The sequence below is a fragment of the Amphritea atlantica genome (assembly GCF_018860855.1).
Taxonomy (GTDB): Bacteria; Pseudomonadota; Gammaproteobacteria; order Pseudomonadales; family Balneatricaceae; genus Amphritea; species Amphritea atlantica_A.
The window spans coordinates 40,170-64,053 of sequence record NZ_JAHKQE010000019.1; the positions used below are offsets into that span (position 1 = coordinate 40,170).

Annotated in this window: 24 protein-coding genes; 13 read left to right on the forward strand and 11 right to left on the reverse strand. The window is 48.2% G+C overall.

Annotated elements, in window-relative coordinates:
• Positions 1-64: 64 nt before the first annotated feature.
• The 9 genes from KO512_RS07425 (at position 65) to KO512_RS07465 (ending at position 11,366) form a co-directional block, all read left to right on the forward strand.
• Complete coding sequence (locus KO512_RS07425; RefSeq protein WP_215951700.1) at positions 65-1,111, forward strand: GlxA family transcriptional regulator; 1,047 nt, start codon at positions 65-67, stop codon at positions 1,109-1,111.
• 20 nt (positions 1,112-1,131) lie between these two features.
• A complete protein-coding gene (locus KO512_RS07430) occupies positions 1,132-2,082 on the forward strand; it encodes a GlxA family transcriptional regulator (protein WP_215951701.1) in 951 nt (316 codons plus the stop codon).
• 115 nt (positions 2,083-2,197) lie between these two features.
• Positions 2,198-3,202 carry an isopenicillin N synthase family dioxygenase gene (locus KO512_RS07435; protein WP_215951702.1) on the forward strand — a complete coding sequence of 335 codons (1,005 nt, stop codon included), beginning with the start codon at positions 2,198-2,200 and terminating at the stop codon, positions 3,200-3,202.
• Between the two features lie 706 nt (positions 3,203-3,908).
• The gene (gene betB / locus KO512_RS07440) at positions 3,909-5,366 is read left to right on the forward strand and encodes a betaine-aldehyde dehydrogenase (protein WP_215951703.1); all 1,458 of its coding nucleotides are present in this window, start codon (positions 3,909-3,911) and stop codon (positions 5,364-5,366) included.
• A 116-nt stretch (positions 5,367-5,482) separates the two neighbouring features.
• Positions 5,483-7,189 carry a choline dehydrogenase gene (betA, locus tag KO512_RS07445; RefSeq protein WP_215951704.1) on the forward strand — a complete coding sequence of 569 codons (1,707 nt, stop codon included), beginning with the start codon at positions 5,483-5,485 and terminating at the stop codon, positions 7,187-7,189.
• A 154-nt stretch (positions 7,190-7,343) separates the two neighbouring features.
• The gene (locus tag KO512_RS07450; protein WP_215951852.1) at positions 7,344-8,279 is read left to right on the forward strand and encodes a choline ABC transporter substrate-binding protein; all 936 of its coding nucleotides are present in this window, start codon (positions 7,344-7,346) and stop codon (positions 8,277-8,279) included.
• Between the two features lie 149 nt (positions 8,280-8,428).
• A complete protein-coding gene (choW, locus tag KO512_RS07455; RefSeq protein ID WP_215951705.1) occupies positions 8,429-9,274 on the forward strand; it encodes a choline ABC transporter permease subunit in 846 nt (281 codons plus the stop codon).
• Between the two features lie 2 nt (positions 9,275-9,276).
• Positions 9,277-10,482, forward strand: a complete 1,206-nt coding sequence (gene choV / locus KO512_RS07460) for a choline ABC transporter ATP-binding protein (RefSeq protein ID WP_215951706.1) — start codon at positions 9,277-9,279, stop codon at positions 10,480-10,482.
• A 161-nt stretch (positions 10,483-10,643) separates the two neighbouring features.
• Positions 10,644-11,366, forward strand: coding sequence for a TorF family putative porin (locus KO512_RS07465; protein ID WP_215951707.1), 723 nt, complete (start codon positions 10,644-10,646; stop codon positions 11,364-11,366).
• A gap of 177 nt (positions 11,367-11,543) precedes the next feature.
• Here the strand turns inward: KO512_RS07465 and betI are convergent, their stop codons facing one another.
• The gene (gene betI / locus KO512_RS07470) at positions 11,544-12,125 is read right to left on the reverse strand and encodes a transcriptional regulator BetI (RefSeq protein ID WP_215951708.1); all 582 of its coding nucleotides are present in this window, start codon (positions 12,123-12,125) and stop codon (positions 11,544-11,546) included.
• 127 nt (positions 12,126-12,252) lie between these two features.
• Positions 12,253-12,657 carry a hypothetical protein gene (locus KO512_RS07475; RefSeq protein ID WP_215951709.1) on the reverse strand — a complete coding sequence of 135 codons (405 nt, stop codon included), beginning with the start codon at positions 12,655-12,657 and terminating at the stop codon, positions 12,253-12,255.
• Between the two features lie 166 nt (positions 12,658-12,823).
• Between KO512_RS07475 and KO512_RS07480 the strand changes: the two genes are divergently transcribed.
• The gene (locus KO512_RS07480; protein ID WP_215951710.1) at positions 12,824-13,006 is read left to right on the forward strand and encodes a hypothetical protein; all 183 of its coding nucleotides are present in this window, start codon (positions 12,824-12,826) and stop codon (positions 13,004-13,006) included.
• Between the two features lie 16 nt (positions 13,007-13,022).
• Here KO512_RS07480 and KO512_RS07485 read toward each other — a convergent pair whose 3' ends face one another.
• Positions 13,023-13,676: a YceH family protein gene (locus tag KO512_RS07485; RefSeq protein WP_215951711.1), complete on the reverse strand. Its 654-nt coding sequence runs from the start codon at positions 13,674-13,676 to the stop codon at positions 13,023-13,025.
• 171 nt (positions 13,677-13,847) lie between these two features.
• On the opposite strand from KO512_RS07485, the gene KO512_RS07490 reads away from it, so the two are divergent.
• Positions 13,848-14,492: an MOSC domain-containing protein gene (locus KO512_RS07490; RefSeq protein WP_215951712.1), complete on the forward strand. Its 645-nt coding sequence runs from the start codon at positions 13,848-13,850 to the stop codon at positions 14,490-14,492.
• 51 nt (positions 14,493-14,543) lie between these two features.
• On the opposite strand, the gene KO512_RS07495 is transcribed toward KO512_RS07490, so the two are convergent.
• On the reverse strand, positions 14,544-14,741 hold the full coding sequence (locus tag KO512_RS07495; RefSeq protein ID WP_215951713.1) for a helix-turn-helix domain-containing protein: 198 nt from the start codon (positions 14,739-14,741) through the stop codon (positions 14,544-14,546).
• On the opposite strand from KO512_RS07495, the gene KO512_RS07500 reads away from it, so the two are divergent.
• Together KO512_RS07500 and KO512_RS07505 are read left to right on the forward strand one after the other, a co-directional pair.
• Positions 14,721-15,773, forward strand: coding sequence for an aldehyde dehydrogenase family protein (locus KO512_RS07500; RefSeq protein WP_252734901.1), 1,053 nt, complete (start codon positions 14,721-14,723; stop codon positions 15,771-15,773). The genes KO512_RS07495 and KO512_RS07500 overlap by 21 nt on opposite strands.
• A 342-nt stretch (positions 15,774-16,115) precedes the next feature.
• Positions 16,116-16,586 (forward strand): NADAR family protein, encoded by a 471-nt coding sequence (locus KO512_RS07505; RefSeq protein WP_215951714.1) that lies wholly within the window; start codon positions 16,116-16,118, stop codon positions 16,584-16,586.
• Positions 16,587-16,681: 95 nt separating this feature from the next.
• Here KO512_RS07505 and KO512_RS07510 read toward each other — a convergent pair whose 3' ends face one another.
• From KO512_RS07510 to paaK, 7 genes are all read right to left on the reverse strand, one after another.
• On the reverse strand, positions 16,682-17,962 hold the full coding sequence (locus KO512_RS07510) for an alginate export family protein (protein ID WP_215951715.1): 1,281 nt from the start codon (positions 17,960-17,962) through the stop codon (positions 16,682-16,684).
• Positions 17,963-18,683: 721 nt separating this feature from the next.
• Positions 18,684-19,781: a 1,2-phenylacetyl-CoA epoxidase subunit PaaE gene (gene paaE, locus KO512_RS07515; RefSeq protein WP_215951716.1), complete on the reverse strand. Its 1,098-nt coding sequence runs from the start codon at positions 19,779-19,781 to the stop codon at positions 18,684-18,686.
• Between the two features lie 36 nt (positions 19,782-19,817).
• On the reverse strand, positions 19,818-20,357 hold the full coding sequence (gene paaD / locus KO512_RS07520; protein WP_215951717.1) for a 1,2-phenylacetyl-CoA epoxidase subunit PaaD: 540 nt from the start codon (positions 20,355-20,357) through the stop codon (positions 19,818-19,820).
• A 5-nt stretch (positions 20,358-20,362) separates the two neighbouring features.
• Positions 20,363-21,127, reverse strand: a complete 765-nt coding sequence (paaC, locus tag KO512_RS07525; protein ID WP_215951718.1) for a 1,2-phenylacetyl-CoA epoxidase subunit PaaC — start codon at positions 21,125-21,127, stop codon at positions 20,363-20,365.
• Positions 21,128-21,142: 15 nt separating this feature from the next.
• Positions 21,143-21,436 (reverse strand): 1,2-phenylacetyl-CoA epoxidase subunit PaaB, encoded by a 294-nt coding sequence (gene paaB, locus KO512_RS07530; RefSeq protein WP_126158879.1) that lies wholly within the window; start codon positions 21,434-21,436, stop codon positions 21,143-21,145.
• Positions 21,437-21,448: 12 nt separating this feature from the next.
• Complete coding sequence (gene paaA, locus KO512_RS07535) at positions 21,449-22,393, reverse strand: 1,2-phenylacetyl-CoA epoxidase subunit PaaA (protein WP_215951719.1); 945 nt, start codon at positions 22,391-22,393, stop codon at positions 21,449-21,451.
• Positions 22,394-22,483: 90 nt separating this feature from the next.
• On the reverse strand, positions 22,484-23,794 hold the full coding sequence (gene paaK / locus KO512_RS07540; protein WP_215951720.1) for a phenylacetate--CoA ligase PaaK: 1,311 nt from the start codon (positions 23,792-23,794) through the stop codon (positions 22,484-22,486).
• Positions 23,795-23,884 lie beyond the last annotated feature (90 nt).

A 23,884-nucleotide genomic window follows, 5' to 3' on the forward strand; every position in this document is an offset into this window, starting at 1 on the left:
TTAAAAATAGCAGTACAATTACCTCCTTAAACGGCCCATCTTTTCATCTATAGAGACGCGATCAATGACAGACTCACCGACCAAACGAGACTTCAGCAAAGCGATCAGTGATACCAACAAGGTATTTTTAAACGAGAATAACGCTGAGCAACAGCTGGTTAAAGTCGGTTTCATTCTGCAGAAAAACTTCTCGATGGTAGCCTTTACTGGCGCGGTCGATGTGCTGGTAACCGCCAATCTGGTACTGCCGGGGCAACGCTTTGATTATATGACCCTCGGGATCGATTCCCGTATGGTCACCAGTGATCTAGGCATCGATATCGCCACCGGCGGCACCATTGAAACCCTGCCTATTCAACATCGTAATGAGCTGGACATACTGGTTGTCTGCGGTGGTTTTCGCTGTTCACTCGCCCCCAATGCCAAACTCACCACCTGCCTAAGAGCGGCGGATAAATTGGGGATCACCTTAGCAGGCCTATGGAACGGCGCCATTCCACTGGCACATGCCGACCTAATGGCACAACAAGAGTGTGCCGCCCATCCAGACAACCATGCTTATATGCGCGAACAGTTCCCTAACACCAAGGTGTCCGACAAAACGCTGGTAATTGGTGAAAAACGCGCTACCTGTGCCGGCCCCGTGAGCGCCCTAGAGATGATGCTGAAACTGATTGCTCAACGGCAAGGTAATGACATTGTTCGCGCCGTAAGAGAGATCTTAAGCTGCGATCAGGTTGCTGAAAATCAAGAATCGATTCCGTTACAGGTCGGTGATAACCCAACCTTTCCGGAAACGCTACGCAACATCATGGTGTTGATGCGTAATAATATCGAAGAGCCTCTCAGCCTTGAAGAACTGGCTGATTGTATCGATATCTCCCGCCGCCAGATGGAGCGCCTGTTTCAGTCACACTTAGAAACCAGTCCGTCACGCTATTATCTCGAACTGCGAATCACCCATGCTCGCCGCTTGTTACTACAGAGCAATGAGAGTATCACCAATGTGTCACTGGCCTGCGGCTTCGTTAGCACGAGTCATTTTAGCAACTGCTTTAAAGACTATTTCGGTTTATCACCCAGCGCTGCACGACAAAAGCAGAATAGCTGAGCATAAAGAAAGGTGCGGCCTTGAGTATCCATGTTAGCTTTATACTACTGCCCGGGTTCGCCCTAACCTCGTTTTCGCTGGCGGTTGAAGCCCTCAGTGTTGCCAATCAACTCAGTGGTGAAGCGCTATATGAATTCACTATCTGTTCACCTGAAAGCAGCCCTCACCTCAACCATATTATCAGCTCTAATGGTGTACCCGTTGAGGTCACGGCAAGTTTAGATAGCGCCTACCAAAGCGATCTTGTCTTTATTGCCGGCTATCAACATTGCGCTCGCTATCACAACCAAGCGTTAACCCATCTGCTCAAACAATTAAACCGACAGGGTCGTCGAATTGTCTCGTTGAGTAGCGCCAGCTTTATTCTTGCAAAATGTGGTTTATTACAAGGTAAGAGTTGCACCTTAGTGCCTGAACATTTGAATATTTTTGCTGAGCTTTACCCGCAGATTACTCTGCAGGAAAACCTATATACCGTCACCGATAACATTTGCACCAGTGCCGGTGGCACTGCCACTCTCGATCTGATGCTCTACCTTATCGGACAGGATCAGGGACGCGATTTTATCTATCAAGTCTCGCAGCAATTTATGCAAGAAAGAATCCGTAGTAGTGCTGAGATGCAGACCACTTGCCAGCAAGTCAGCTTGCGAATTAAATCACCCTGCTTAGGGGCGGCGGTCGAACTCATGAAGAAGCACCTTGATAATCCCTACCCCATTGCCACATTGGCCAAGCGGATAGGCACGACACAGCGCAATTTAGAAATGGTGTTCCAAAAATATGAACAGACAACCCCTGGCCGTTACTATGTTCAGCTGCGTTTACAGCAAGCCAAACAGTTACTGGAAGAAAGCCATCTGAATCTCAGTGCCATTGCTCAGGCTACCGGATTCAGTTCACAAAGCCACTTTGGCAAATGTTTTAAAGAGCGCTACGGTTGTTCCCCCTCGGCCCTCAGAAAACATTAATTTCTCGTTTTAACACGCTATATTTTCGCTTTGGTGATAGTCCACACACCCCCTCATCACTGACACTTAAGATCACAGAAAAAACAACTCAGACCATCATTTTAGGGGTGATATCATGTCTACTACCGCTGCAGTTCAAATGGATCCAGGACTACAAAGTAAAACCACGACCTTCAACGAAATACCGGTCATCGATATAGCACCTCTGATCGATGGTAGTAACCCTCAACAAGTCGCTGAAGAACTGGCCTTTGTCTGTGAGCATATCGGTTTCCTCTATATCAAAAATCACGGTATCGATAAGCAACTCATCTCACAGATGTATGCACAAACAAAAGCTTTCTTTGATCGCCCCATGGAAGAGAAGCAGAAACTCAATATTATTCATTCAGGGCCAACATTACGCGGCTACATTCCCATGTATGGCGAAAATGTAGACCCAGACAATACCCGTGATTATAAGGAAGTCTTTGATTTTGGCCTGCACGAGGATGAGGTTTCACCCTTCTTCGGCCCAAACCTGATGCCCGCAAATGACCCCGATGGTTTTCGCATCATCACCGAACAATACCATCAAGCCATGATGAAGCTAGGGCGTACCTTAGTCAGCGGTATCGCGTTAAGCCTAGGACTACCGGCTGATTATTTTGAAAAGCTACAACAAAACCCCATCACCATTCAACGCTTACTCCACTACCCACCGCAGACAGGTGCAGTGAGCCAACGTGAAATTGGTATCGGTGCACATACCGATTATGGCTTTCTCACCATACTGTCGCAGGATAATGTTGGCGGACTTCAAGTGCAGAATGCCCATGGTGAATGGGTCAGTGCGCCCCCGATCGATGATACCTTTATTGTTAATATTGGCGATCTAGTGCAAACATTTACCAATGATCGTTATATCTCTACGCTTCACCGGGTGGTTAACACCAGTGGCCAAGAACGCTACTCAATCCCCTTCTTTATGGATCTGGATTTCGATGCTGAAGTAAAAGTGATTGATCAATGTCAGGGGATAGATAACCCACCACGCTATCAGCCCTATACCTGTGGACAACATAAGTACCGTCGCTTTGTTGATAGCTATGAACACCTTAATGACTATCAAGCACACTGATCGATAGGCATAAATCAGGGCCGGTCCGCTTTTTAAGCGGACTCGCCCAACGTTGATGTGAGCCAAGTGATGCTCGAGCGACTCACATCTCAAATCATTAACATCGATCACTCCAGAGCTATAATACAACTTCCATACTCTATCCCTTATCGATAAGTCATCCAGATAAGCCGTCCAGATAACCCACTCATTGAGACTGACGATTAAGCCCGAATGTTAACGTCAAAGCATTCAGCAACGTCTTCGCCCAGATATTCAACGATAAGTCGCAGCTTAAAACCGTCAAACGACATGAATCAGAAACGACATACTCTCTAATGGTCAATTTATCGGCATGAAATCACTGACCGTTCGCGTCAAATAAATATCTTTTTGCGACATATCTTCTCTCCTAGCCAGAAATCAACCAAAAAAACCAAAAAAATTTAATCCATTTAAATCAAATACTTATATTAACAATTAAAACTGATGTTTAAATAATGATCGGTTCCATCTTGTCACTTAAAAAATTTAAGTTCTAAAAACGACACCTTTCACTTTTGACATTTGCTCACTAAATAGCCAGTATTATTTTTAATTAAACGATCAATCAATAAAAACCGATCGTTCCTGATAACGCTAACGACAGCCCTTCTCATCGGGACTCGTTGTACATAACCGGTGCCTGCCCTGATTGATGGGCACCGTAAAAGTGAGACTAAGCCTCATGCAAACAGCTCTATATATTAACGGCCGCTACCAAAACGCGACCTCCGGCGAAACCTTTAACAGCATCAACCCAGCAACAGGTGAGGTGCTTGCCGAGGTGCAACAGGCCTCTCTAGCCGATGTTGATCTAGCCGTTGCCGCCGCTCAAGCAGGTTTCAAGGTATGGTCGGCAATGAGTGGCGCCGAACGGGGCCGGATTCTGATGAAAGCCGTGAGCCTTTTGCGCGAACGTAATGATGAATTAGCCTTGCTGGAAGTGCTGGATACCGGTAAACCACTGCAAGAAGCTAACTGTGTTGATATCGCCACCGGCGCGGATGTGATCGAATATTACGCGGGATTGGCAGCAACCATTCATGGACAACAACAGGATCTAGGCGGCACAAACTTCTTTTATAGCCGTCGCGAACCGCTCGGCATCTGTGCCGGTATCGGTGCATGGAACTACCCTATTCAAATTGCGATGTGGAAATCAGGCCCAGCACTTGCTGCCGGTAACTGCATGATTTTTAAACCCTCAGAAGAAACCCCGCTGAGTGTGCTTAAACTGGCGGAAATCTTTAGCGAAGCGGGCTTGCCCGATGGCGTGTTCAATGTTGTGCAGGGTGATTATCGGGTCGGCCAAGCACTTTCCCGTCATCCTGACATTGCCAAGGTATCCTTCACCGGCGAATGCGGTACGGGTAAAAAGGTGATGGCCGATGCTGCCGGATCACTCAAAGAGGTCACCATGGAGCTAGGCGGCAAGTCGCCTCTGATTGTGTTCGCTGATGCCAATGTTGAAAACGCCGTTGCCGGTGCCATGCTGGCTAACTTCTATACCCAAGGCGAGGTGTGCACCAACGGCACGCGGGTATTCGTCCACGATAGTATCTACGATGAGTTTGTCCAGAAAGTTGCCGAACGAACCGAGCGAATGATTATTGGTGATCCTACCGACCTCAATACGCAGGTCGGCGCGCTGATCTCAACAGACCATATGGAAAAAGTGCTGGGGTTCATCTCTGCGGCTAAAGCAGCCGGTGCCCGCCTAGTGTGCGGTGGTGAGCGGGCCACTGAAAACGGCCTTGAGAAAGGCTGCTTTGTAAAACCAACCGTGTTTGCTGACTGTACCGACGAGATGCCAAATGTCAAAGAGGAGATCTTCGGACCGGTGATGTCGATTCTGCGCTTTAGCGGCGAAGACGAGGTTATCCAACGGGCTAACGATACCGAATACGGACTGGCTGCCGGTGTTTTCTCAACCGACTTCTCCCGTGCTCATCGAGTCATTGCCCGCCTTCAGGCAGGTATCTGTTGGATTAATACATGGGGCGCTTCACCCGCTGAGATGCCCGTCGGTGGTTATAAACAGTCTGGGGTTGGCCGGGAAAATGGGATTGAGACCCTCAATCATTACACCCAAGTTAAGAGCGTCTATGTTGAGTTGGGTGATGTCGAGTGCCCTTACGAATAGCGCTTCCCCATCGTTCTTAACAATCGTCCTTTTAAACAGAAAGGGCGTCACGAAACGATGAAATGGTATGGCACCGAGTGGCCAGTATATTCAGCTTATTTTTCAGCGGTAGACCTATGACAGATAAAAAACAGTACGATTACATTATTGTTGGCGCAGGTTCTGCGGGTTGCGTTCTAGCCAATAGACTGACCGAGGATGGCAAACACAGTGTGCTGATCCTTGAAGCGGGCGGTAGTGATAAAAGTATCTTTATTCAGATGCCCACCGCGCTATCCTACCCAATGAACACCCCCAAATACGCTTGGCAGTTTCATAGCGAAAAGGAACCCTATCTAGACGGTCGCTCAATGCACTGCCCTCGCGGTAAAGTGCTCGGGGGCGGCTCGTCTATAAATGGCATGGTGTATGTCCGTGGTCATGCCTGCGACTTCGAAGAATGGGAAGCTCACGGTGCGGCTGGCTGGGGTTATCAACAGTGTCTGCCCTACTTCAAAAAAGCAGAGAGCTGGGATCATGGTGGCGATCAATATCGTGGTTCCACCGGCCCGCTAACCACCTGCGGTGGTAATGATATGCAGCTCAACCCGCTTTATCAGGCCTTTATTAATGCAGGAGAAGACGCAGGTTACCCCACCACCGATGATTACAACGGTTACCGTCAGGAAGGCTTTGGTAGCATGCATATGACCGTTAAAAACGGTGTGCGGGCGTCCACGTCTAATGCTTACCTGCGTGATGCCATGAAACGCAGTAACCTAACCCTGATCAGTGGTGTACTCTCCCGTAAAGTGGTGTTGGATGGTAAGCGTGCAGTGGCTGTCGAATATGAGAAAAAAGGGCAGGTCTCTCAAGTAACAGCGCTTAAAGAGGTTATTCTGGCAGCAGGCTCTGTCGGCTCGCCGCAACTACTACAACTCTCGGGTATCGGTCCTGAAAAGGTGCTGCAGGATGCAGGGGTCGACGTGATCCAAAACTTACCCGGTGTAGGCGAAAACCTACAGGATCATCTCGAAGTCTATTTCCAATATCACTGCCAACAACCGATCACTCTGAACGGTAAACTCGACTTTTTTAACAAAGGCCTGATTGGCGCTCGCTGGATGCTATTTAAAGATGGTCTCGGCGCAACCAATCACTTTGAATCCTGTGGTTTTATTCGTTCAAGAGCTGGCTTGAAATGGCCCAATATTCAATATCATTTCCTACCCGCGGCCATGCGATACGATGGCGGCAAAGCGATTGATGGACATGGTTTCCAGGTGCATGTCGGGCCTAACAAACCCGAAAGCCGTGGCCGAATTCGAATAACCTCTGCCGACCCTAAAGCAAAACCGAGCATCCTATTTAACTACATCAGTACCCCACAGGATCAACAGGACTGGCGCGATACGATCCGTCTCACCCGCGAACTACTCAATCAACCGGCCATGGATGCTTATCGCGGCGAAGAGATTCAGCCCGGCACTGACATTGAATCCGATGAAGCGATTGATCAGTGGGTGCGTGAAAATGTAGAGAGCGCCTACCACCCATCCTGTAGTTGTAAGATGGGAGCGGATAACGACCCTATGGCTGTACTGGATAACCAGTGTAAAGTCCGAGGAATCGAAGCGCTGCGAGTGGTTGATTCATCTATTTTCCCAACGATCCCTAATGGCAACCTCAACGCCCCAACCATTATGGTGGCCGAAAAAGCAGCCGACCTTATTCTAGGTAAGCAGCCATTACCCGCGGCCCATGTTGATGTCTGGATTGATGATCAATGGCAAAACCGTCAACGTCTAGGTAACGCCAAAAGACCGCTCATAAACGCACATTAATCGACACCGGCAGAATATTGTTCTGCCTTGCTGCACAGGGATCGTTGCAGCGTTCAAAGAAACACAATAGAAGAGAAAACTAGCGCATCTAATTTAATGACAACAAAGGTATTCACGCATGAATGTACAACGGAAAAACACCAGTTCAACACCGATGCTTAACCGCTTCACTCGCGTATTAGGGCTTACCGTCGCCAGCCTAACAGCCTCCACCGCCTTTGCTGGTCAGTGCGATAACATTCGTTTTTCAGATGTCGGTTGGACCGACATCACGGCCACTACCGCCGTCGCCAGTGAGGTCGTTACTGGCCTAGGTTACAACCCCTCTACCCAACTGTTGTCCGTACCCGTGACCTATACTTCGTTAGCCAATGGCGATATCGATGTCTTTCTGGGTAACTGGATGCCCACTATGGAAGCAGATATTGCCAGCTACCGTGAAGCGGGAACCGTTGAAACCGTTCGCGCTAACCTTGAAGGCGCGAAATATACGCTGGCCGTGCCTAAATACGCTTATGACGCTGGCCTGAAAAGTTTTGCTGACATTGCAAAATTTAAGGATCAACTGAAAGGCCGAATCTACGGTATCGAGCCTGGCAATGACGGCAACCGCCTGATTCAAGGGATGATCGATGAAAATGCATTCGACTTAAAAGGTTTCAAACTCGTTGAATCCAGCGAAGCGGGTATGATCTCTCAAGTCAGCCGTTCAGCAAAACGTGAGCAATGGGTTGTTTTCCTCGGCTGGGCACCACACCCGATGAACGCCAATATTGATATGGAATACCTATCCGGTGGCGATGATGTCTTTGGGCCTAACTATGGTGGCGCCAACATTTATACCAATGTGCGACAAAACTATACCCAAGAATGCCCGAATGTCGGCCATCTACTGAAAAACCTTTCATTCAGTTTAGAAATGGAAAACCAGATCATGGGCTCCATTTTGGATGATGGTATGAAGCCTGCTGCCGCGGCCCGCGCTTGGTTAAAAACCCACCCTGAAGTACTGAACAACTGGCTTGACGGTGTCACCACACTGGATGGCAAAGCGTCATTGCCTGCTGTGCGCCAATATTTAGAACTTTAGTACGCTGGGTTGTAACACCTGCAATACTCTTCAAGCGCTATCGGATTAAGTATCAGCATACTTAATCCGATAGTGAGGTGATCTTTACCCGCCGATATTCAACAACGTTAACCTGAATATCGGCAACCCAACTATAAAAAGGCAGTTGTATGAACTGGATTACAGAACATAAAATCCCATTGGGTAGCTGGATGGAAGCTTTCGTCGATTGGCTGACATTTAATGCAGCGGGATTCTTCGATGCGATATCTATCTCCCTCGAGTGGGTCATCCTCTCGGTAGTGGATATCTTTCAGTGGTTTCCACCCTATGTTCCGATGATTATGGCGGCAGCGGTTGCTTGGGCTCTGCACCGCAGCATTCCACTGGTAATCTTTGTCGTCGTGGCACTGCTATTAATCTTAAACCTAGGTTACTGGCAAGAGATGCTGGAAACCTTTGTGCTAGTGCTTACCGCGACGACTATCTCCATCATCGTGGGTATTCCCATCGGCATTCTGGCAGCACATAAACCCAGACTCTATACCTATCTACGCCCCATTCTGGATATGATGCAGACCATTCCTACCTTTGTTTATCTAATTCCCACCTTGGTGCTATTTGGTTTGGGCGTGGTACCCGGTCTCATCTCAACCATCATATTTGCCATTGCAGCCCCTATTCGCCTGACTTATTTAGGCATTAGCAAGGTGCCAGATGAACTCATCGAAGCCGGCAAAGCGTTTGGTGCCACACCGTCTAAACTGCTCTTTAAGGTCGAACTGCCAGCGGCAATGCCAAGTATTATGGCGGGTATCACCCAGTGCATCATGCTGTCGTTATCGATGGTGGTTATTTCCGCGCTGGTCGGTGCTGACGGCCTCGGCAAACCGGTTATCCGTGCACTTAATACCGTGAATATCTCTCAAGGTTTTGAGGCAGGCTTAGCCATTGTGCTCGTCGCTATCATTCTCGATCGTATCTTCAAAAATCCAGGCTCTAAAGAGGAAGGTTAATCATGTCTGCTATCAGTATTCGCAATTTAGATGTGGTGTTCGGCGACAGTGTCGAAGCCAGCCTAACGCTACTGGATCAGGGTAAAACTCGTCAGGAGATCATCGACCTAACGGGCAGTGTTGTCGGTGTTCATAACGCCAATATCGAAGTAGCTGAAGGCGAAATCTGTGTTTTGATGGGCCTTTCTGGCTCAGGTAAATCGAGCCTCCTGCGCGCCGTCAACGGATTAAACCCTGTTAGCCGCGGTGAGCTGTTAGTGCAAGATGGCGATCAGATGGTCGATATCGGTTCCTGCGATGAAACCACCTTACGACATATGCGTACCCGTCGGATCTCGATGGTGTTTCAAAGCTTCGCCCTCATGCCTTGGTTAACCGTACTGGATAACGTGGCCTTTGGTCTGGAGATGCAGGGCATCGGTAAACAGGAACGTCGCGCCAAGGCGATGGAAAAATTAGAGATGGTTGGACTGCATGAGTGGAGCGACAAATACGCCCATGAATTGTCCGGTGGTATGCAGCAACGGGTTGGTCTTGCCAGAGCCTTTGCCATGGACAGCGACATCTTACTGATGGATGAACCGTTTTCGGCACTCGACCCTCTGATTCGTAGCCAACTACAGGATGAGCTAATTGAGTTACAACAACGGTTAAATAAAACCATCCTGTTTGTCAGCCACGATTTGGATGAAGCGCTAAAAATCGGCACAAACATCGCCATTATGGAATCGGCTGAAATTATTCAGCACGGCAAACCCGAAGATATTGTACTCAATCCCGTCAATACCTATGTGGAAAACTTTGTCGCCCATACTAACCCTCTGAATGTATTAAAGGGCCGTTCACTGATGACCGAAACGGCTCAATTAGCACGTGATGACGATATGCTCATCCTTAACCCTAACGACAACACCCGTATCAGTCTCGATGCCTCAGGCCAAGTGATGTCGGCTAGCCGCCAAGATAAACCTCTAGCACTGTATCACTGGCAGGAGGGCGAAAATATAGACTCGCTAACAGAAGGTAGCCTTGTTATCGCATCACCCGACATCTCAATGCGAGCTGCCATCGAGATTCGTTATAACACCGGACTCCCCTTACTGCTAAGCGAAAACAAGAGCCTCGTAGGCGTGCTTTCCGATAAAGATTTCTATCATGCCCTGCTGGGTAAACACTTTACCTCTGATGCCGAAGTCACCAGCGGCTAACACCGATCGCTAGAGCTGAGACCTGAATAGGTAACCTGCTCTTTTTCATAAACCTGTTTACGCACTACCTGATTTATCAGGTAGCGGCCAAACACAACCTAAATTCGGGCAAACACTCGAAAACATAACGAATACACACAAACCAATAGCGGAGATTCAACATGTTAAAGAAAATAGCCCTTACCACCTTAATCGCATCATCGGCCAGCTTCGCACTGCAAGCTCATGCGGAAGTGTCTGCCACCGTCTCATTGGTATCTGACTACGTATACAACGGCGTTAGTAGTACCGATGGGGATGCCACCTTTCAAGGGAGTGTCGATTGGTATAACGATGCCGGTTTCTATGTCGGTGCTTGGGCCTCAGGCTTAGATGAAACAGGCTACAGCAGCGCTGAAGTCGAAATAGATTACTATGCGGGTTACGCCAGCAGCATCAACGACGACTTTAGCTATGATGTCGGTTATGCCTACTATACCTACCCTGGCGCCAACGATACCGGTGCTGAGTTCGATTACGGTGAACTCTACGGTGCCATTACCTACAAAGACAACACCACCGCTAAAGTACTTTATTCTGATGATTACTTTGGTGAAGTTGGCCACTCGGTGGTACTGATCCTGAGCCATACGTTCAACCTACCTGAGGACTTTGCACTGACGCTAGAGGCTTCTCATACCAAGTTATTAGAAGACGGTGGCGATTACTACTTCGGCTCTGATGTAGATGACGATTCCTACAACCATTGGGGTATCTCTGTCGCTAAATCTCTTGCTGGATTTGATCTAGCGTTAGGTTATACCGACACGGATATCGAAGATAACTACTGGGGTGACACCGCTGATGCACGGGCCGTCTTTAGCATCGGTCGCACCTTTGAATAAATCCACTCGCAGATAGGCTTACATAAAAGCCAAGGTGATAAAGTAGTCCCCTTCACGCTTTATAACCGTAAAAAAGTCCCAGTTTAGTTTAAGCTGGGGCTTTTTATATTCACGCGGTGCATCTGTGAATCAACACGGTGTTATTCATTCAGCAAAAGATAAAAAACACGATAAAAATTAAGCCAACTGAAGTGCCAAATAGTCAGAAATCATTCGCTGCGCCAGCTCAGCATTAATCCCCTCCGGCGATAATGCGCCTCGCAACCAGATACCATCGATCAATGCCGCAATCCCCTGCGCGACAAAAATCGCTTTATCCACAGGCAATAACTTTTTCAACTCCAGCTGTAGATATGACAGCAACCGCTTTTCGTTAACGCGCTGTAAGCGAAACAGCGTTTCATCGTGCATCGATTGAGCCCAGAATGCCAACCAGGTTTTAACCACTTTACTATCCATCTGATCAGACGAAAAATTACCGCCGACGACCGCCTGAATACGCAACACCGCATCATCTGGATCGGTATCCCGTAAACGCGTTTTAACGCCTTCAGACAGTTGTTTCAAAACCGAGCGCATCGTCGCCTCAAGCAATCCACTTTTGCCACCAAAATAATGATTAATAATGGCGGGAGATACGCCAGCATAACTACTAATCATCACCACACTGGCTTTATGTAAACCAACAGCATTAATCGCATCCATCGTCGCGTTGATTAACTGTGGCTTTCTTATTTCAGACATTCCCACTTTAGGCATTAATCGAAATCCGTATACTTAAATAGTCGTTTAATTAAAAATGCTCTTCTGACCCTAGACTGTCAACCCATAATCAGACGCTAGCACCGATAACAGACAAAAATAAGTCACGCTCTAGCGAAACGAACTAGGGTTTAGGCGGCAATAGCTTTTTAACCTGCGCCTGCTCCGAGGCGCTTAGCTCACCGTAAGGTTTAAAATAGGACCAGCCATAACCCCAACGAAACTTGGTCGGCCAGAAAGGACTGCCGCCCACTCTGACGCCCGCCAACATGAGTAAAGCGACGTCCGGTTTACCGACGCCAGCCACACAGGCTTTTAACTCATTATCGGCGTCAAGCCGCTGTTGATAAGTACCCCCTTGCCAATATGCTAAATCGTGTTGTTCGCAACAGGAAAGCCAAAGCGTATTCTCAGACCGCGTACCATTTGGGAACGAACTGCAACCATCACTGGTAAAGGGTTTTAAATCTTTACTGCTTGAACAACCGGACAACACCGCCATCAAGACCAACACCATCAGATGTCTCATCCCTGCAACCCCCATTCATTCGATTAGATAAACGATTCAACCTGTTACATGAATAAGCATAGTCTTACTTGGATATAGCTCTAGTTTAATTGGCTGTTTTTTGAGCAACCTGACAAATATCGCCTATACTTCTCTATTCCTGACCTAACAACCAGCGAGAAATAAAATGAAAGCCCTGCGTCAAAGAAACACACCCAAACCACGCCCAGCCGAAGAAACACACGAATCCATTCGCCAGCAAACGAGTCAATTTCTACAACAGGGCGGCAAGGTGACCGTAGTACCAACCGGTTTTAGTGGTATCCCCCACATGCAGGGCTCACAACAAAAAAAGAGCAGTGGCCACTAAGCTAAAGCAGCAGCGTTCATTTATCCGCTAATTTTGCCTGTAACTCAGCGACAGTCGCTTCAAGTAGCGTAACGCGCGCCTCCAATGCTTGGATCATCTCCGGATTCACCCGAACACTGGGTGCCGGTACGTTATATTCCGATGGATCAGCGGCTTCAACTTCGCCACTAAACAGATGTGCATAGCGGGATTCCCGTTTACCCGGCTCTCTCGGCATACGCACAACCAGCGGAAACTCTTCCCGTTCACTCATTTTTTGTAAGACGGTCTCTGTTTCATGGACATCACGAAAACTGCATAGACGGTTAGTACGGCTACGTAACTCACCAGGGGTTTGTGGCCCACGTAGAAACAACGTACACACAATCGCCAGTTCCTGTTCGCTTAATTTCAGCTCAGAAAACTCCGTATTACAAAAACGGTGTTTATATTTCGCAACCCGACTGCCAAAGCCGGTTTCTTCACGCACCAAGCGCTTCTGACTCAACTCATCAATCACCGCCTGCACATCGGTATCCGATAGATCCATCACCGGATCACGATTACTTTTCTGGTTACAGGCGGTGGTTAAAGCATTCAGCGTGAGAGGATACTGATCCGGCGTGGTTTTCTCTTTTTCAATCAGACAGCCAATCACTCGGGTTTGCAAAAGACTCAGATCCATATCCATGTTGTACCCTCTTACAATAAATTATTAACACTTTCATAAGGTTACCCTATTTTCAGGAAATGGCATCCTAATTATTCTCTAATCTCAAACCCCGACATCCAAGGCTGACACTGGCGGTGCCAGCCATACAGCCCTACACTGAGCAGCGGATATTAATAACGAGTAGCGCTCATGAATAATAAAAGAACACAGCATGAAGCCTCGATAGACGGTCTATATATCGGAAAAGTATCGACCATCGGTCCAGGCAACACGGCCACTGGCATTTTCAAACATTCCTCGGATGAATGTCACGCGATCGGTGAATTAGGTTTGAGTGGTGATATTCAGGTGGATAAACGGGTTCATGGTGGGCCAGAAAAGGCGATCTATCATTACCCAGCGGAACATTACGCCCTGTTACAAGAAGCGCTGCCCCACCTCCGCGATAGCTTTATACCGGGCTCTATCGGAGAGAATATATCGACCCACGGACTAATCGATACCGAGGTTCATATCGGTGACACCTTTCGGCTTGGCAGCGCCATTGTGCAGGTATCCCAGCCCCGCCGACCCTGCTGGAAGGTCAATCATAAATATGGCAACGCCCATATCGCCTCATTGCTGATGTCTGAAGCGATTTCGGGCTGGTATTATCGAGTATTAGAAGCCGGTCAGCTGCGTCTCGGAGATAACATTGAGTTTCTCGAGCGGCTGGATAATAGTATTCCAGTGGCTGAGATCTGGCAGATATTGTTGCAACGCTTAAATAAACAACCGGCACCTTTAGGGAATGCTAAGATCCCAGGGCTGTCGGATGAGTGGCGTTTTGAATAGAAGCGTACAAGAGTCGGAAGTGCCCCTAAAAACGCTTACTCATTCATTCAACTAAGCATCATCGAGTTGCTTAAGTTTACGATACAGGGTTGCTCGGCTGATACCGAGTTCTGTGGCGGCTGCCGAAATATTCCCTTCATGCTGCTCTAGCACCTGTTGAATAGTTAACAACTCGCTGGTTTTGCCACTAAAATCGAGGGACGCAGTGTTGATGTCTCCGTGCCCTTTATGCCGGATGCTCAGTTCCATGGCTATACCCGTCGGGAAGCGGTCGGTGTGGTCGGCGCTATTGTCGCTTGGAACTTCCCTCTGTTACTCGCCTGCTGGAAGCTCGGCCCAGCACTCGCGTCAGGTTGTACCGTGGTACTGAAACCTGCAGATGAAACACCACTCACCGCCTTGATGCTAGGTAAACTGGCACTGGAAGCGGGTTATCCACCGGGCGTCTTGAATGTTGTGACCGGCACCGGTATCGAAGCGGGTTCAGCCCTATCTCATCACCCCGATGTTGATAAACTCACCTTTACCGGTTCGACAGAGGTCGGCAAGCTCATCGGTAAAGCGGCGATGGATACCATGACACGGGTGACGCTAGAACTCGGTGGTAAATCCCCCACCATCGTTTTAGAAGATGCCGATATCCCTACTGCAGCGGCCGGTGCAGCCAATGCCATCTTCTTTAACCAAGGCCAGGTATGCTGTGCCGGTTCACGTTTATATGTGCACAAAAAACACTTCGATAACGTCGTCGCCGATATCTCAAGCATTGCCGAAGAGATGACCATCGGTGCAGGCCTGAACCCTAATACGCAGATGGGGCCATTGATCTCGGCGAAACAGCAACAGCGGGTGTGTAACTATATCGATCAAGGACGTCAGAATGGTGCCACTATCACCACCGGTGGCGGTGCCGTAGATGGCCCAGGCTTCTTCGTTAAACCAACAGTGATGGTGGATGTCGACCAAAATTCTGCGGTGGTACAGGAAGAGATCTTTGGCCCGGTGCTGGTCGCGATGCCCTTTGATGATATTGAAGAAGCGGTGCGTATCGCTAACGATAGCCAATACGGACTCGGGGCCAGCATCTGGTCAAACAACCTCTCGCAGGTACACCGGATGATCCCGCGCATCAAATCCGGCTCGGTTTGGGTTAACTGCCATACCGCACTCGACCCTGCGCTACCCTTTGGCGGCTATAAACAGTCAGGCCTAGGCCGAGAGATGGGCAGTGATGTTATTGAACATTACACCGAAGTGAAATCGGTATTGATGAGCATCTAAACCCGATCAGCGGTTAACAAAAAAGAGTGATAGAGCGATCTGTTGCTCTTTTTTTGTCCCCATCAAGATGGTGCAGCGACGCCTAAAACGATTTTTCACCATGATTATTATCGCTATTTTTCAGCTAAGCAGCGCCTCATCACAAAACGCCCATTAGCACACGTAAAAACAACGCTTTCCCTCAAGCAGTAAAACCGCTAATTTAATGCTTTAATTTAATCAGTTAAGCGCTCTAGGCTGACAGCCGATGATCAACTGAAATTTACACTTAACGGTTCACTCGCTCTAATGCTACTAATTCTATTACTGTTAGGTAAACGCCGTTAATCACTTGGAATAAACATGTTTTTTAAACCCAAAGAAGAGAAAAAGCTCCTGACAGTCAACCGTAGTGATCCGAATAACCCACTGTCATCATATTCAAAGCACACATTTGAATTGGACGGTCATGAATGGCCTTCGGTAGAACACTATTATCAGGCAATGAAATTTGGCGATGCGGAGTATGCTGAGCAGATCCGTCAGGCACCCACCCCGACAGACGCGGCGAAGCTCGGCAAAAGCAAGCAACACGATAAACGCAAAGACTGGGATAAGGTTAAGGTGACCGTCATGACCCGTGGTACTTACATCAAATGCCGTACCTATCCCGACATCGCTAAAACACTATTAGATAGCGGTGATATAGGCATTGCTAATGTCAGCCAATACGACTATTTCTGGGGCAGTGGCCGCGATATGCGAGGTCATAATGCCTACGGTCAAATGCTGATGGATATCCGCAACAAGCTTGCCGAGGAGATGAAGCAATAACGAATACTGTTTCATTCTCATATTCCTTTCTTACCGAAATGCCGATGCCTTAACATGATTAAAGGCACCGGCTCACTTATCATTATGTTGTTTAATTAGAACGGGACTATCGCGATAACCTGCGCGTAAAAGTTATCATCTCCGGTGTTCTGAGTTTGATTGTCATTATCCGGTGAATACACACCGACTAATGGGCTAATAATCAGATGCTCATTAACCACCCATTCCGCGTACAGATCGATTTCTTGGCCTTCAGAGTTAGCACCAAAGGTACTGGAATCACTGAAATCAAAATAGAGTGCGCCGATCGATAACATCTCGGTGGGTGAAGCCTTCAACCCGACATGCTGAATCGTGGCAGATGAACCAAAAGGCCCTGCATAGTTAGCCGCCACTTCGCCTTGGAACCAAGTACCGTAACCACGGTTGAAGCCGTAAAACAATGAATCAAAACCCTCATCATATTTGGTATAACGATAAGTCACTTGTGGCGACCATGCTATATCAGCAAAGGTCCAGCCCGCCTCAGCATACCAAGCATTGGCATCATCCGAGTTATCGCCTTGGCTCTGATCCGCATATTCAGCCGACAGGAACAGATTCTCAACCCCAGCATTCCCCTGATAACGTATGCTCATGGTTTTCTGGCCATCACGAGCAGGATTGTTAACCGCGTCCAGACCTTTAATATACGTACCACCAAAGGTACCTTTATCGGTTACATATTCGATATTTACACCGGCCAGTTCCATTTCAGCCTGCCCTGTGTTGTCAGAGTGCAGATAGAACAGATCACCCCGTAGGCCATCATCGCCACCAATACGAGCAATAGCCGTTTTATCAAACGCCTTACGAGCAGCCAACCAGTATGCACCACCGCGGTCCGAATCAGGAAAAACACCTTCACCAAAATTCAACGCATCGCCATTAATGAGGAAGCCATCGCCAATGGAAAAGTTCTGACGACCAAATGAGATATCTAACATATCTGAACGAAAACCGATAAATGCATCTTCAACGGCCGTGCGACGCTCACTACCATCGCTATTACCACCGGCATCTCCATCACCCCAGGTGCCGGAAGAGACAAAATTCAGCCCACCATAAACAGTAGTTTGCTCAGATAATGCCTTACTACCGCTAAAACCCGCCTTTATATAGCCTTCTTGCCAGCTCGAACCATTACCTGATTTACCAAAATAGTTTTCATCACTACTGAATGTACCAAACACCGCTTCTACATCGAGATTCAGTTCGGCGCCCTCTTCTGCATAGAGGTTATAAGCCTGTGCTGGCAAGGCCATAGCCGCCGTTGCTGCCGCCACGGCTGCTGTCAGTAAATAGCCTGAAAGCTTATGGCTGGTAAATTTTTTCATCGATTTTATCCTCCGCGTAGCCGCGATTTTTTTATAATATTGGGGTGCTGCAATCACTGAATAGCCCAAGATTGCGATCGATTAGCCTGCTGCGAGATAGGGGAAACCTCGGCCAGTCAAACAGATACATTAAGCACTGAGACCAGACTAACCGCGGTGTGTAAACCAGCTTTCGGAGAAATGTGTAATGTTGTGCAGAAATGTAACGAAATAAAACAAGCTCGCGCAATAACCTTTAAAACGGCAAGCCCGCTGTAAAGCGTTGAAAAAATAAATCGCCATAAACGACAAAAAGCAGCCGAAACTGCTTTAGAAAAGAGAATAGATACCATGACGGAGTATCCTGCCTATGCTTCAAACGGATGGCCTCGGCCTATGGCCGTTGCGACATGGCCCGATACAACTCATTGGCCAGAATCCACACTCTCGTTTCACCTCCTAATAAGATATATGGCGTACTCATAAATGATCCTCCCCTCACTCAATATTTAACAATGTCACCATGCTTATTTAATCCAGTACTTTTGAGACGAGCTGAAGGTGTGTCCGATACATAAAAAACACCATGCCGCTGGTCAAGAGCTCAAAGCCAGTGACTATGGCAAAAAAAAAATCCACTTAAATGCTCCATTTATCTAACATGGGCACTTAAGTGGATTTTTCTAACGGTTTACTGGTGACTTACCCTACAAGGTAAGACCGACAATAACCCTTGTCACAATTAACGCTGATCGAAATCGACGACCACCGTATCGGAGATCGGGTGGGCCTGACAGCTCAGGATATAGCCACTTTCAATCTCATGCTGCTCAAGTCCGTGAGAGATATCCATATCCACCTCTCCTTCAACCAGTTTACATTTACAGGTTGAACAGACACCGGCTTTACAAGAATAAGGTAGATCCAATCCGTTATGCATACCGGCATCGAGGATATTTTCACCCACGGTCGCTAGATCAAACATCACCGCACGGCCATCGGCGCGTACCGTCACTTTCGACATTTTCTCTTCGCCGAACTGCTCTTTACGTTTGGCGGCCTTTTCCAACATCTCTTTCGAGTCAGCGGATGAGTTAGCGAACAGTTCGTAATGAATCTGTTCATCACTCAAACCTTCCAAACGGAAGCCCCGTGAGATTTCCGACATCATCGACTCAGGTCCACAGATAAAGGCGTCATCCACCTCTTTTATGTTGATCAAGCCCGCTTTTTGCAGGGCATAACCTTTAGCATTATCGATGCGACCGTTGAGCAGATCCGCGCCCTGATCTTCGTAATCCATAATATTGATCCAATGAAAACGATCCATAAAACGGTTTTTAACGAAGTTCAGTTCCTCTTTAAACATCACCGAGTTACTACGACGGTTACCGTAGATCAAGGTTACATTAGAGCCTGGCTCAGTATCGAGAATCGACTTCATGATGGAGATCATCGGCGTAATACCAGAGCCCACAGCAATACACATATAGTTTTTACTGACCTCAGGATTAAGCTCAGTATAAAAACTACCCTGAGGCGGCATCACATCTACCGACATGCCCGGCTTAAAGACATCGTTGGCATAGTTAGAGAACCGACCATTCTTAACCCGTTTGATGCCGACCCGCATATGGCCATCATTCACACCGGAACAGATCGAGTAGGAACGGCGCACTTCTTCACCGTCGACGGTTGCTCGCAGGGTCAGAAACTGCCCCTGAATAAAACGAAATTTGTCGGTCAGTTCAGCCGGAACCGCAAAGGTTACGCAGATCGCGGTGTCCGTTTCTGGCTGTACATCGGCGACTTTCAGCGTGTAAAAATTGGTGTCAGACATGCTTCACCTATTGTTTTTATCAGAACTGATACGTGGTCAGATCTTTTTAAAATAATCGAACGGTTCACCGCAATCGTCACACTGAAACAGTGCTTTACAAGCGGTGGAACCAAACTCACTGACTCTGTGGGTATTACGCGATCCGCAATGGGGGCAAGCGGCGTGCGCATCGGGCGTCAAGCCATCGGCATCCAGTTCAGCATCTTCCGGCGGGGCGATACCATACTGGCGCAACTTAGTGCGGCCTTCGGGTGACATCCACTCGGAACTCCAGGCCGGCGACAGTGACATGTTGACCGTCACATCGGCATAGCCATTGTCATTCAAACACTGGATAACATCGGTACGAATATTATCCATCGCCGGACAACCGGAATACGTTGGTGTAATGATGATCACTATTTGATCACCATTGCACTGGATATCCCGCAATATACCCAGATCCCAGATACTTAACGCCGGCACCTCGGGGTCTTTAACCGCATCCAGAAGATCCCAGAGCACTTTAACGTCATCAGCATTACGCTGTTGTAAACGTTGGTAGTGCTCTTCAGCCATCAGAGAGATTTCATTCATAACCCTTACCACTTACAGCCAGGATGTGAACGATGCACTATCTGCATTTCGGTCAGCATGTGGCCAAGGTTTTCGGTGTGATAACCGATACGTCCACCGCGCACGGCCCAGCTATCTTCTGGTACGCTCAAGGTGGCGTTAGTGACAATCTCCGTCACCATCGCTAGCCAATCATCGCGTAATTTAGATACATCAACACCGATATCAGCGTCCGCCAGCAATTGCTCAGTTTCGTCCATATCGAACAGCTCATGGGTGTAACCCCATAGTTGATCGAGGGCTTTCTGAGCGCGACGATGACTTTCATCAGTGCCTTCGCCAAGACGTAAAACCCAATCTCGACTACGACGTAGATGGTATTTAGTCTCTTTAATCGCTTTGGCGGCGATGGCGGCTAACCGCTCATCTTTCGATTGCAGCAGCTGTGGCAACATCAGGGTGTAATACACATCGGCAAATAGCTGACGCACCTGCGAATAGGCAAAATCCCCTTTCGGCAGTTCGAGCAATAGCAGATTGTGATATTCACGATCATTGCGCATATAGGCAAAATCATCTTCATCACGACCATCATCCGCTAGTTCAGCAGCATAGGTGTAGAACATCCGCGCACGGCCAATATAATCCAGTGCGACATTACCATAGGCGATATCCTCTTCGAGGAAAGGCCCATAGCTCACCCATTCGGAAATGCGGTGACCCAGTACCACAGCATCATCACCGAGGCGGGTTGTGTATTCCAGCAGTGCATTTTTCATTTGATCACTCATGCAGGCTCTCCCCAATTACATGTTGTTGACGGGGTCAGGCAAAACATAATACGTCGCATGACGGTAAGGTTTGTCATCGCTCGGATCATAGAAGCAATCGGCATCGTCTTCTTGAGAGGCACAGATATCGTTGGATTTAACCACCCAGATACTGACGCCTTCACTACGGCGGGTGTAACAGTCGCGGGCATATTCCAGCGCTTGTTCATGATCTTCGGCATGCAGGCTGCCGATATGTTTGTGGTCCAAACCACGCTTAGAACGTACAAATACTTCAAACAGTTCCAGCTTTTCAGTAGACGTTGTCATCTCAGTTACCCCTTATGCCGCGTGCTGTGCTTTTTTGGCACGTTTCTTTTCGTTATAGGCGGTGATCGCATCACGTACCCACTCACCCTCTTCGTGAGCAGCAACGTGGTGTTCAATACGCTGACGGTTGCAATGGCCGTTACCGTTGATAACGCTCCAGAATTCATCCCAGTTCAGATCACTGCTGTCGTAGTGACCCCGCTCTTCATTCCATTTGATATCTTTGTCTGGATGTTCCAGACCTAACACTTCAATCTGCTGAACTGTTTGATCAATGAACTTTTGGCGCAGATCATCGTTGGTTTCACGTTTGATTTTCCACTCCATCGATTTCTGCGAATGCGCCGAATCGGAGTCGTGTGGACCAAACATCATCAATGCCGGCCAATAGAAACGATCGAGGGCATCTTGAGCCATCGCTTTCTGGCCTTCAGAACCTTTCGCCAGCGCTAACATAGCTTCATAGCCCTGACGCTGATGGAAGGATTCCTCTTTACAGATACGGATCATGCCACGGGCATAGGGGCCGTATGAGGTGCGCTGCAACGAAACTTGGTTAACAATCGCGGCACCATCAACCAACCAACCAATCGCGCCAACATCCGCCCAAGTGAGAGTCGGATAGTTGAAGATTGATGAGTATTTAGCTGCACCGGTTTGCAACTGCTCGATCATCTCTGAACGAGAAATGCCTAGGGTTTCACAAGCGCTATAAAGATACAGACCGTGACCCGCTTCATCCTGAACTTTGGACAGCAGTACCGCTTTACGACGCAAAGATGGCGCCCGAGTAATCCAATTGCCTTCTGGCTGCATGCCAATAATTTCAGAATGCGCGTGCTGCGAAATCTGACGGATCAAGTTTTTACGATACGCAGCAGGCATCCAATCTTTCGGCTCGATTTTCTCTTCCGCCGAAATCTTGCGCATGAAGTTTTCTTCTTGAGGTATTGTCATTTCAATCGTCTCCACTTCGGTTTAAGACCTGCCTAGGCAAGCCCTTCGCGATGACCTTTCGTTGGCGACCCTACTAGTAGGGCATCCGTCTTATGTTATTTTAGGGCGGTTATCAAAGACCCGCTTAGCCTTGCCTTCAGAGCGAGGAATCGTTCCTGGCTGCAGAATTTCAATCGTTGTTGAGATACCAATTACCGCTTTAATATGGTGTGCTAACTCTTTCGCTACCGCTGCCTGATTAGCACTCTGTGCACCAGGTGTTAGCTCAACTTTAATCAGTACGGTGTCCAAGTTACCCTGCTTATCCACTACAATTTCATAGTGCGGCGCCAGAGCAGAGATCTTCAAAATCTGTTCTTCGATCTGGGTTGGGAAAACATTCACACCACGGATAATCATCATGTCATCGGAGCGACCCGTGATCTTATCGATACGACGCATTGGACGCGCGGTGCCCGGCAATAGACGGGTCAAATCACGAGTACGATAACGCACAATCGGCAGTGCTTCTTTGGTCAGAGAGGTAAATACCAGCTCACCGTATTCGCCGTCCGGTAATACCGCACCGGTATTCGGATCGATAATCTCAGGATAGAAGTGATCTTCCCAAATAGTTGGACCATCTTTGGTTTCGATACACTCTTGCGCCACACCCGGTCCCATCACTTCAGACAGACCGTAGATATCCACCGCATCAATGCCTAAACGATGTTCGATGTTTTTACGCATCTCGTCGGTCCAAGGTTCGGCGCCAAAGATGCCGCAACGCAGCGCCATTTTGTGCGGATCTAAGCCCTGACGCTCCATCTCATCGATAATGTTGAGCATATAAGATGGCGTCACCATGATGATGTCAGGATCGAAATCGTTCATCAGTTGGACTTGTTTCTCCGTCTGACCACCGGACATCGGAATCACAGTACAACCCAAACGTTCAGCACCGTAGTGCGCGCCCATCCCCCCAGTAAACAACCCATAACCGTAAGAGATATGAACTTTATCGCCGGCATGACCACCTGCCGCACGGATAGAACGCGCCACAACATCAGCCCAGACATTGATATCGTTTTGGGTATAACCTACGACAGTTGGTTTACCGGTCGTACCGGATGATGCATGCACTCGCACAACGTCAGCCATGGGCACAGCGAAAGAATCAAACGGATAAGCATCACGCAGATAAGCTTTCGTGGTAAAAGGAAACAGGCTCAGATCTTCAAGCTGTTTGAGTTCAAAAGGATGAACCCCAGCATCGTCACAGAGACGTTTGTAGGCCGGCACATTGTTATAAGCATGGGCGATACTCCACTGCATACGCACGAGTTGCAGGGCACGAAGCTCATCAATACTGGCGGTTTCTATCGGGTCTAATGCCCGGCGGGGATGCTTCTCATATTTCATAATTTTGTCGTCCTGTATTTCTTATAGTTCAGGCATTCAGCACAGGGAAAAATAGAAGCCCGGCCAGCATTCGGTCCAGCACGGGCTAAT

Coding starts and splice junctions, on each gene's coding strand:
- KO512_RS07435 (WP_215951702.1), top strand. CDS start 2,198: ATGTCTACTACCGCTGCAGTTCAAATGGATCCAGGACTACAAAGTAAA.
- choV (WP_215951706.1), top strand. CDS start 9,277: ATGTCTGCTATCAGTATTCGCAATTTAGATGTGGTGTTCGGCGACAGT.
- paaB (WP_126158879.1), bottom strand. CDS start 21,436: ATGACAACGTCTACTGAAAAGCTGGAACTGTTTGAAGTATTTGTACGT.
- KO512_RS07510 (WP_215951715.1), bottom strand. CDS start 17,962: ATGAAAAAATTTACCAGCCATAAGCTTTCAGGCTATTTACTGACAGCA.
- betB (WP_215951703.1), top strand. CDS start 3,909: ATGCAAACAGCTCTATATATTAACGGCCGCTACCAAAACGCGACCTCC.
- paaK (WP_215951720.1), bottom strand. CDS start 23,794: ATGAAATATGAGAAGCATCCCCGCCGGGCATTAGACCCGATAGAAACC.
- paaC (WP_215951718.1), bottom strand. CDS start 21,127: ATGAGTGATCAAATGAAAAATGCACTGCTGGAATACACAACCCGCCTC.
- KO512_RS07495 (WP_215951713.1), bottom strand. CDS start 14,741: ATGGAACTGAGCATCCGGCATAAAGGGCACGGAGACATCAACACTGCG.
- KO512_RS07500 (WP_252734901.1), top strand. CDS start 14,721: ATGCCGGATGCTCAGTTCCATGGCTATACCCGTCGGGAAGCGGTCGGT.
- KO512_RS07425 (WP_215951700.1), top strand. CDS start 65: ATGACAGACTCACCGACCAAACGAGACTTCAGCAAAGCGATCAGTGAT.
- KO512_RS07465 (WP_215951707.1), top strand. CDS start 10,644: ATGTTAAAGAAAATAGCCCTTACCACCTTAATCGCATCATCGGCCAGC.
- KO512_RS07475 (WP_215951709.1), bottom strand. CDS start 12,657: ATGAGACATCTGATGGTGTTGGTCTTGATGGCGGTGTTGTCCGGTTGT.
- KO512_RS07485 (WP_215951711.1), bottom strand. CDS start 13,676: ATGGATATGGATCTGAGTCTTTTGCAAACCCGAGTGATTGGCTGTCTG.
- betI (WP_215951708.1), bottom strand. CDS start 12,125: ATGCCTAAAGTGGGAATGTCTGAAATAAGAAAGCCACAGTTAATCAAC.
- KO512_RS07505 (WP_215951714.1), top strand. CDS start 16,116: ATGTTTTTTAAACCCAAAGAAGAGAAAAAGCTCCTGACAGTCAACCGT.
- choW (WP_215951705.1), top strand. CDS start 8,429: ATGAACTGGATTACAGAACATAAAATCCCATTGGGTAGCTGGATGGAA.
- KO512_RS07450 (WP_215951852.1), top strand. CDS start 7,344: ATGCTTAACCGCTTCACTCGCGTATTAGGGCTTACCGTCGCCAGCCTA.
- KO512_RS07480 (WP_215951710.1), top strand. CDS start 12,824: ATGAAAGCCCTGCGTCAAAGAAACACACCCAAACCACGCCCAGCCGAA.
- paaE (WP_215951716.1), bottom strand. CDS start 19,781: ATGTCTGACACCAATTTTTACACGCTGAAAGTCGCCGATGTACAGCCA.
- paaA (WP_215951719.1), bottom strand. CDS start 22,393: ATGACAATACCTCAAGAAGAAAACTTCATGCGCAAGATTTCGGCGGAA.
- betA (WP_215951704.1), top strand. CDS start 5,483: ATGACAGATAAAAAACAGTACGATTACATTATTGTTGGCGCAGGTTCT.
- KO512_RS07490 (WP_215951712.1), top strand. CDS start 13,848: ATGAATAATAAAAGAACACAGCATGAAGCCTCGATAGACGGTCTATAT.
- paaD (WP_215951717.1), bottom strand. CDS start 20,357: ATGAATGAAATCTCTCTGATGGCTGAAGAGCACTACCAACGTTTACAA.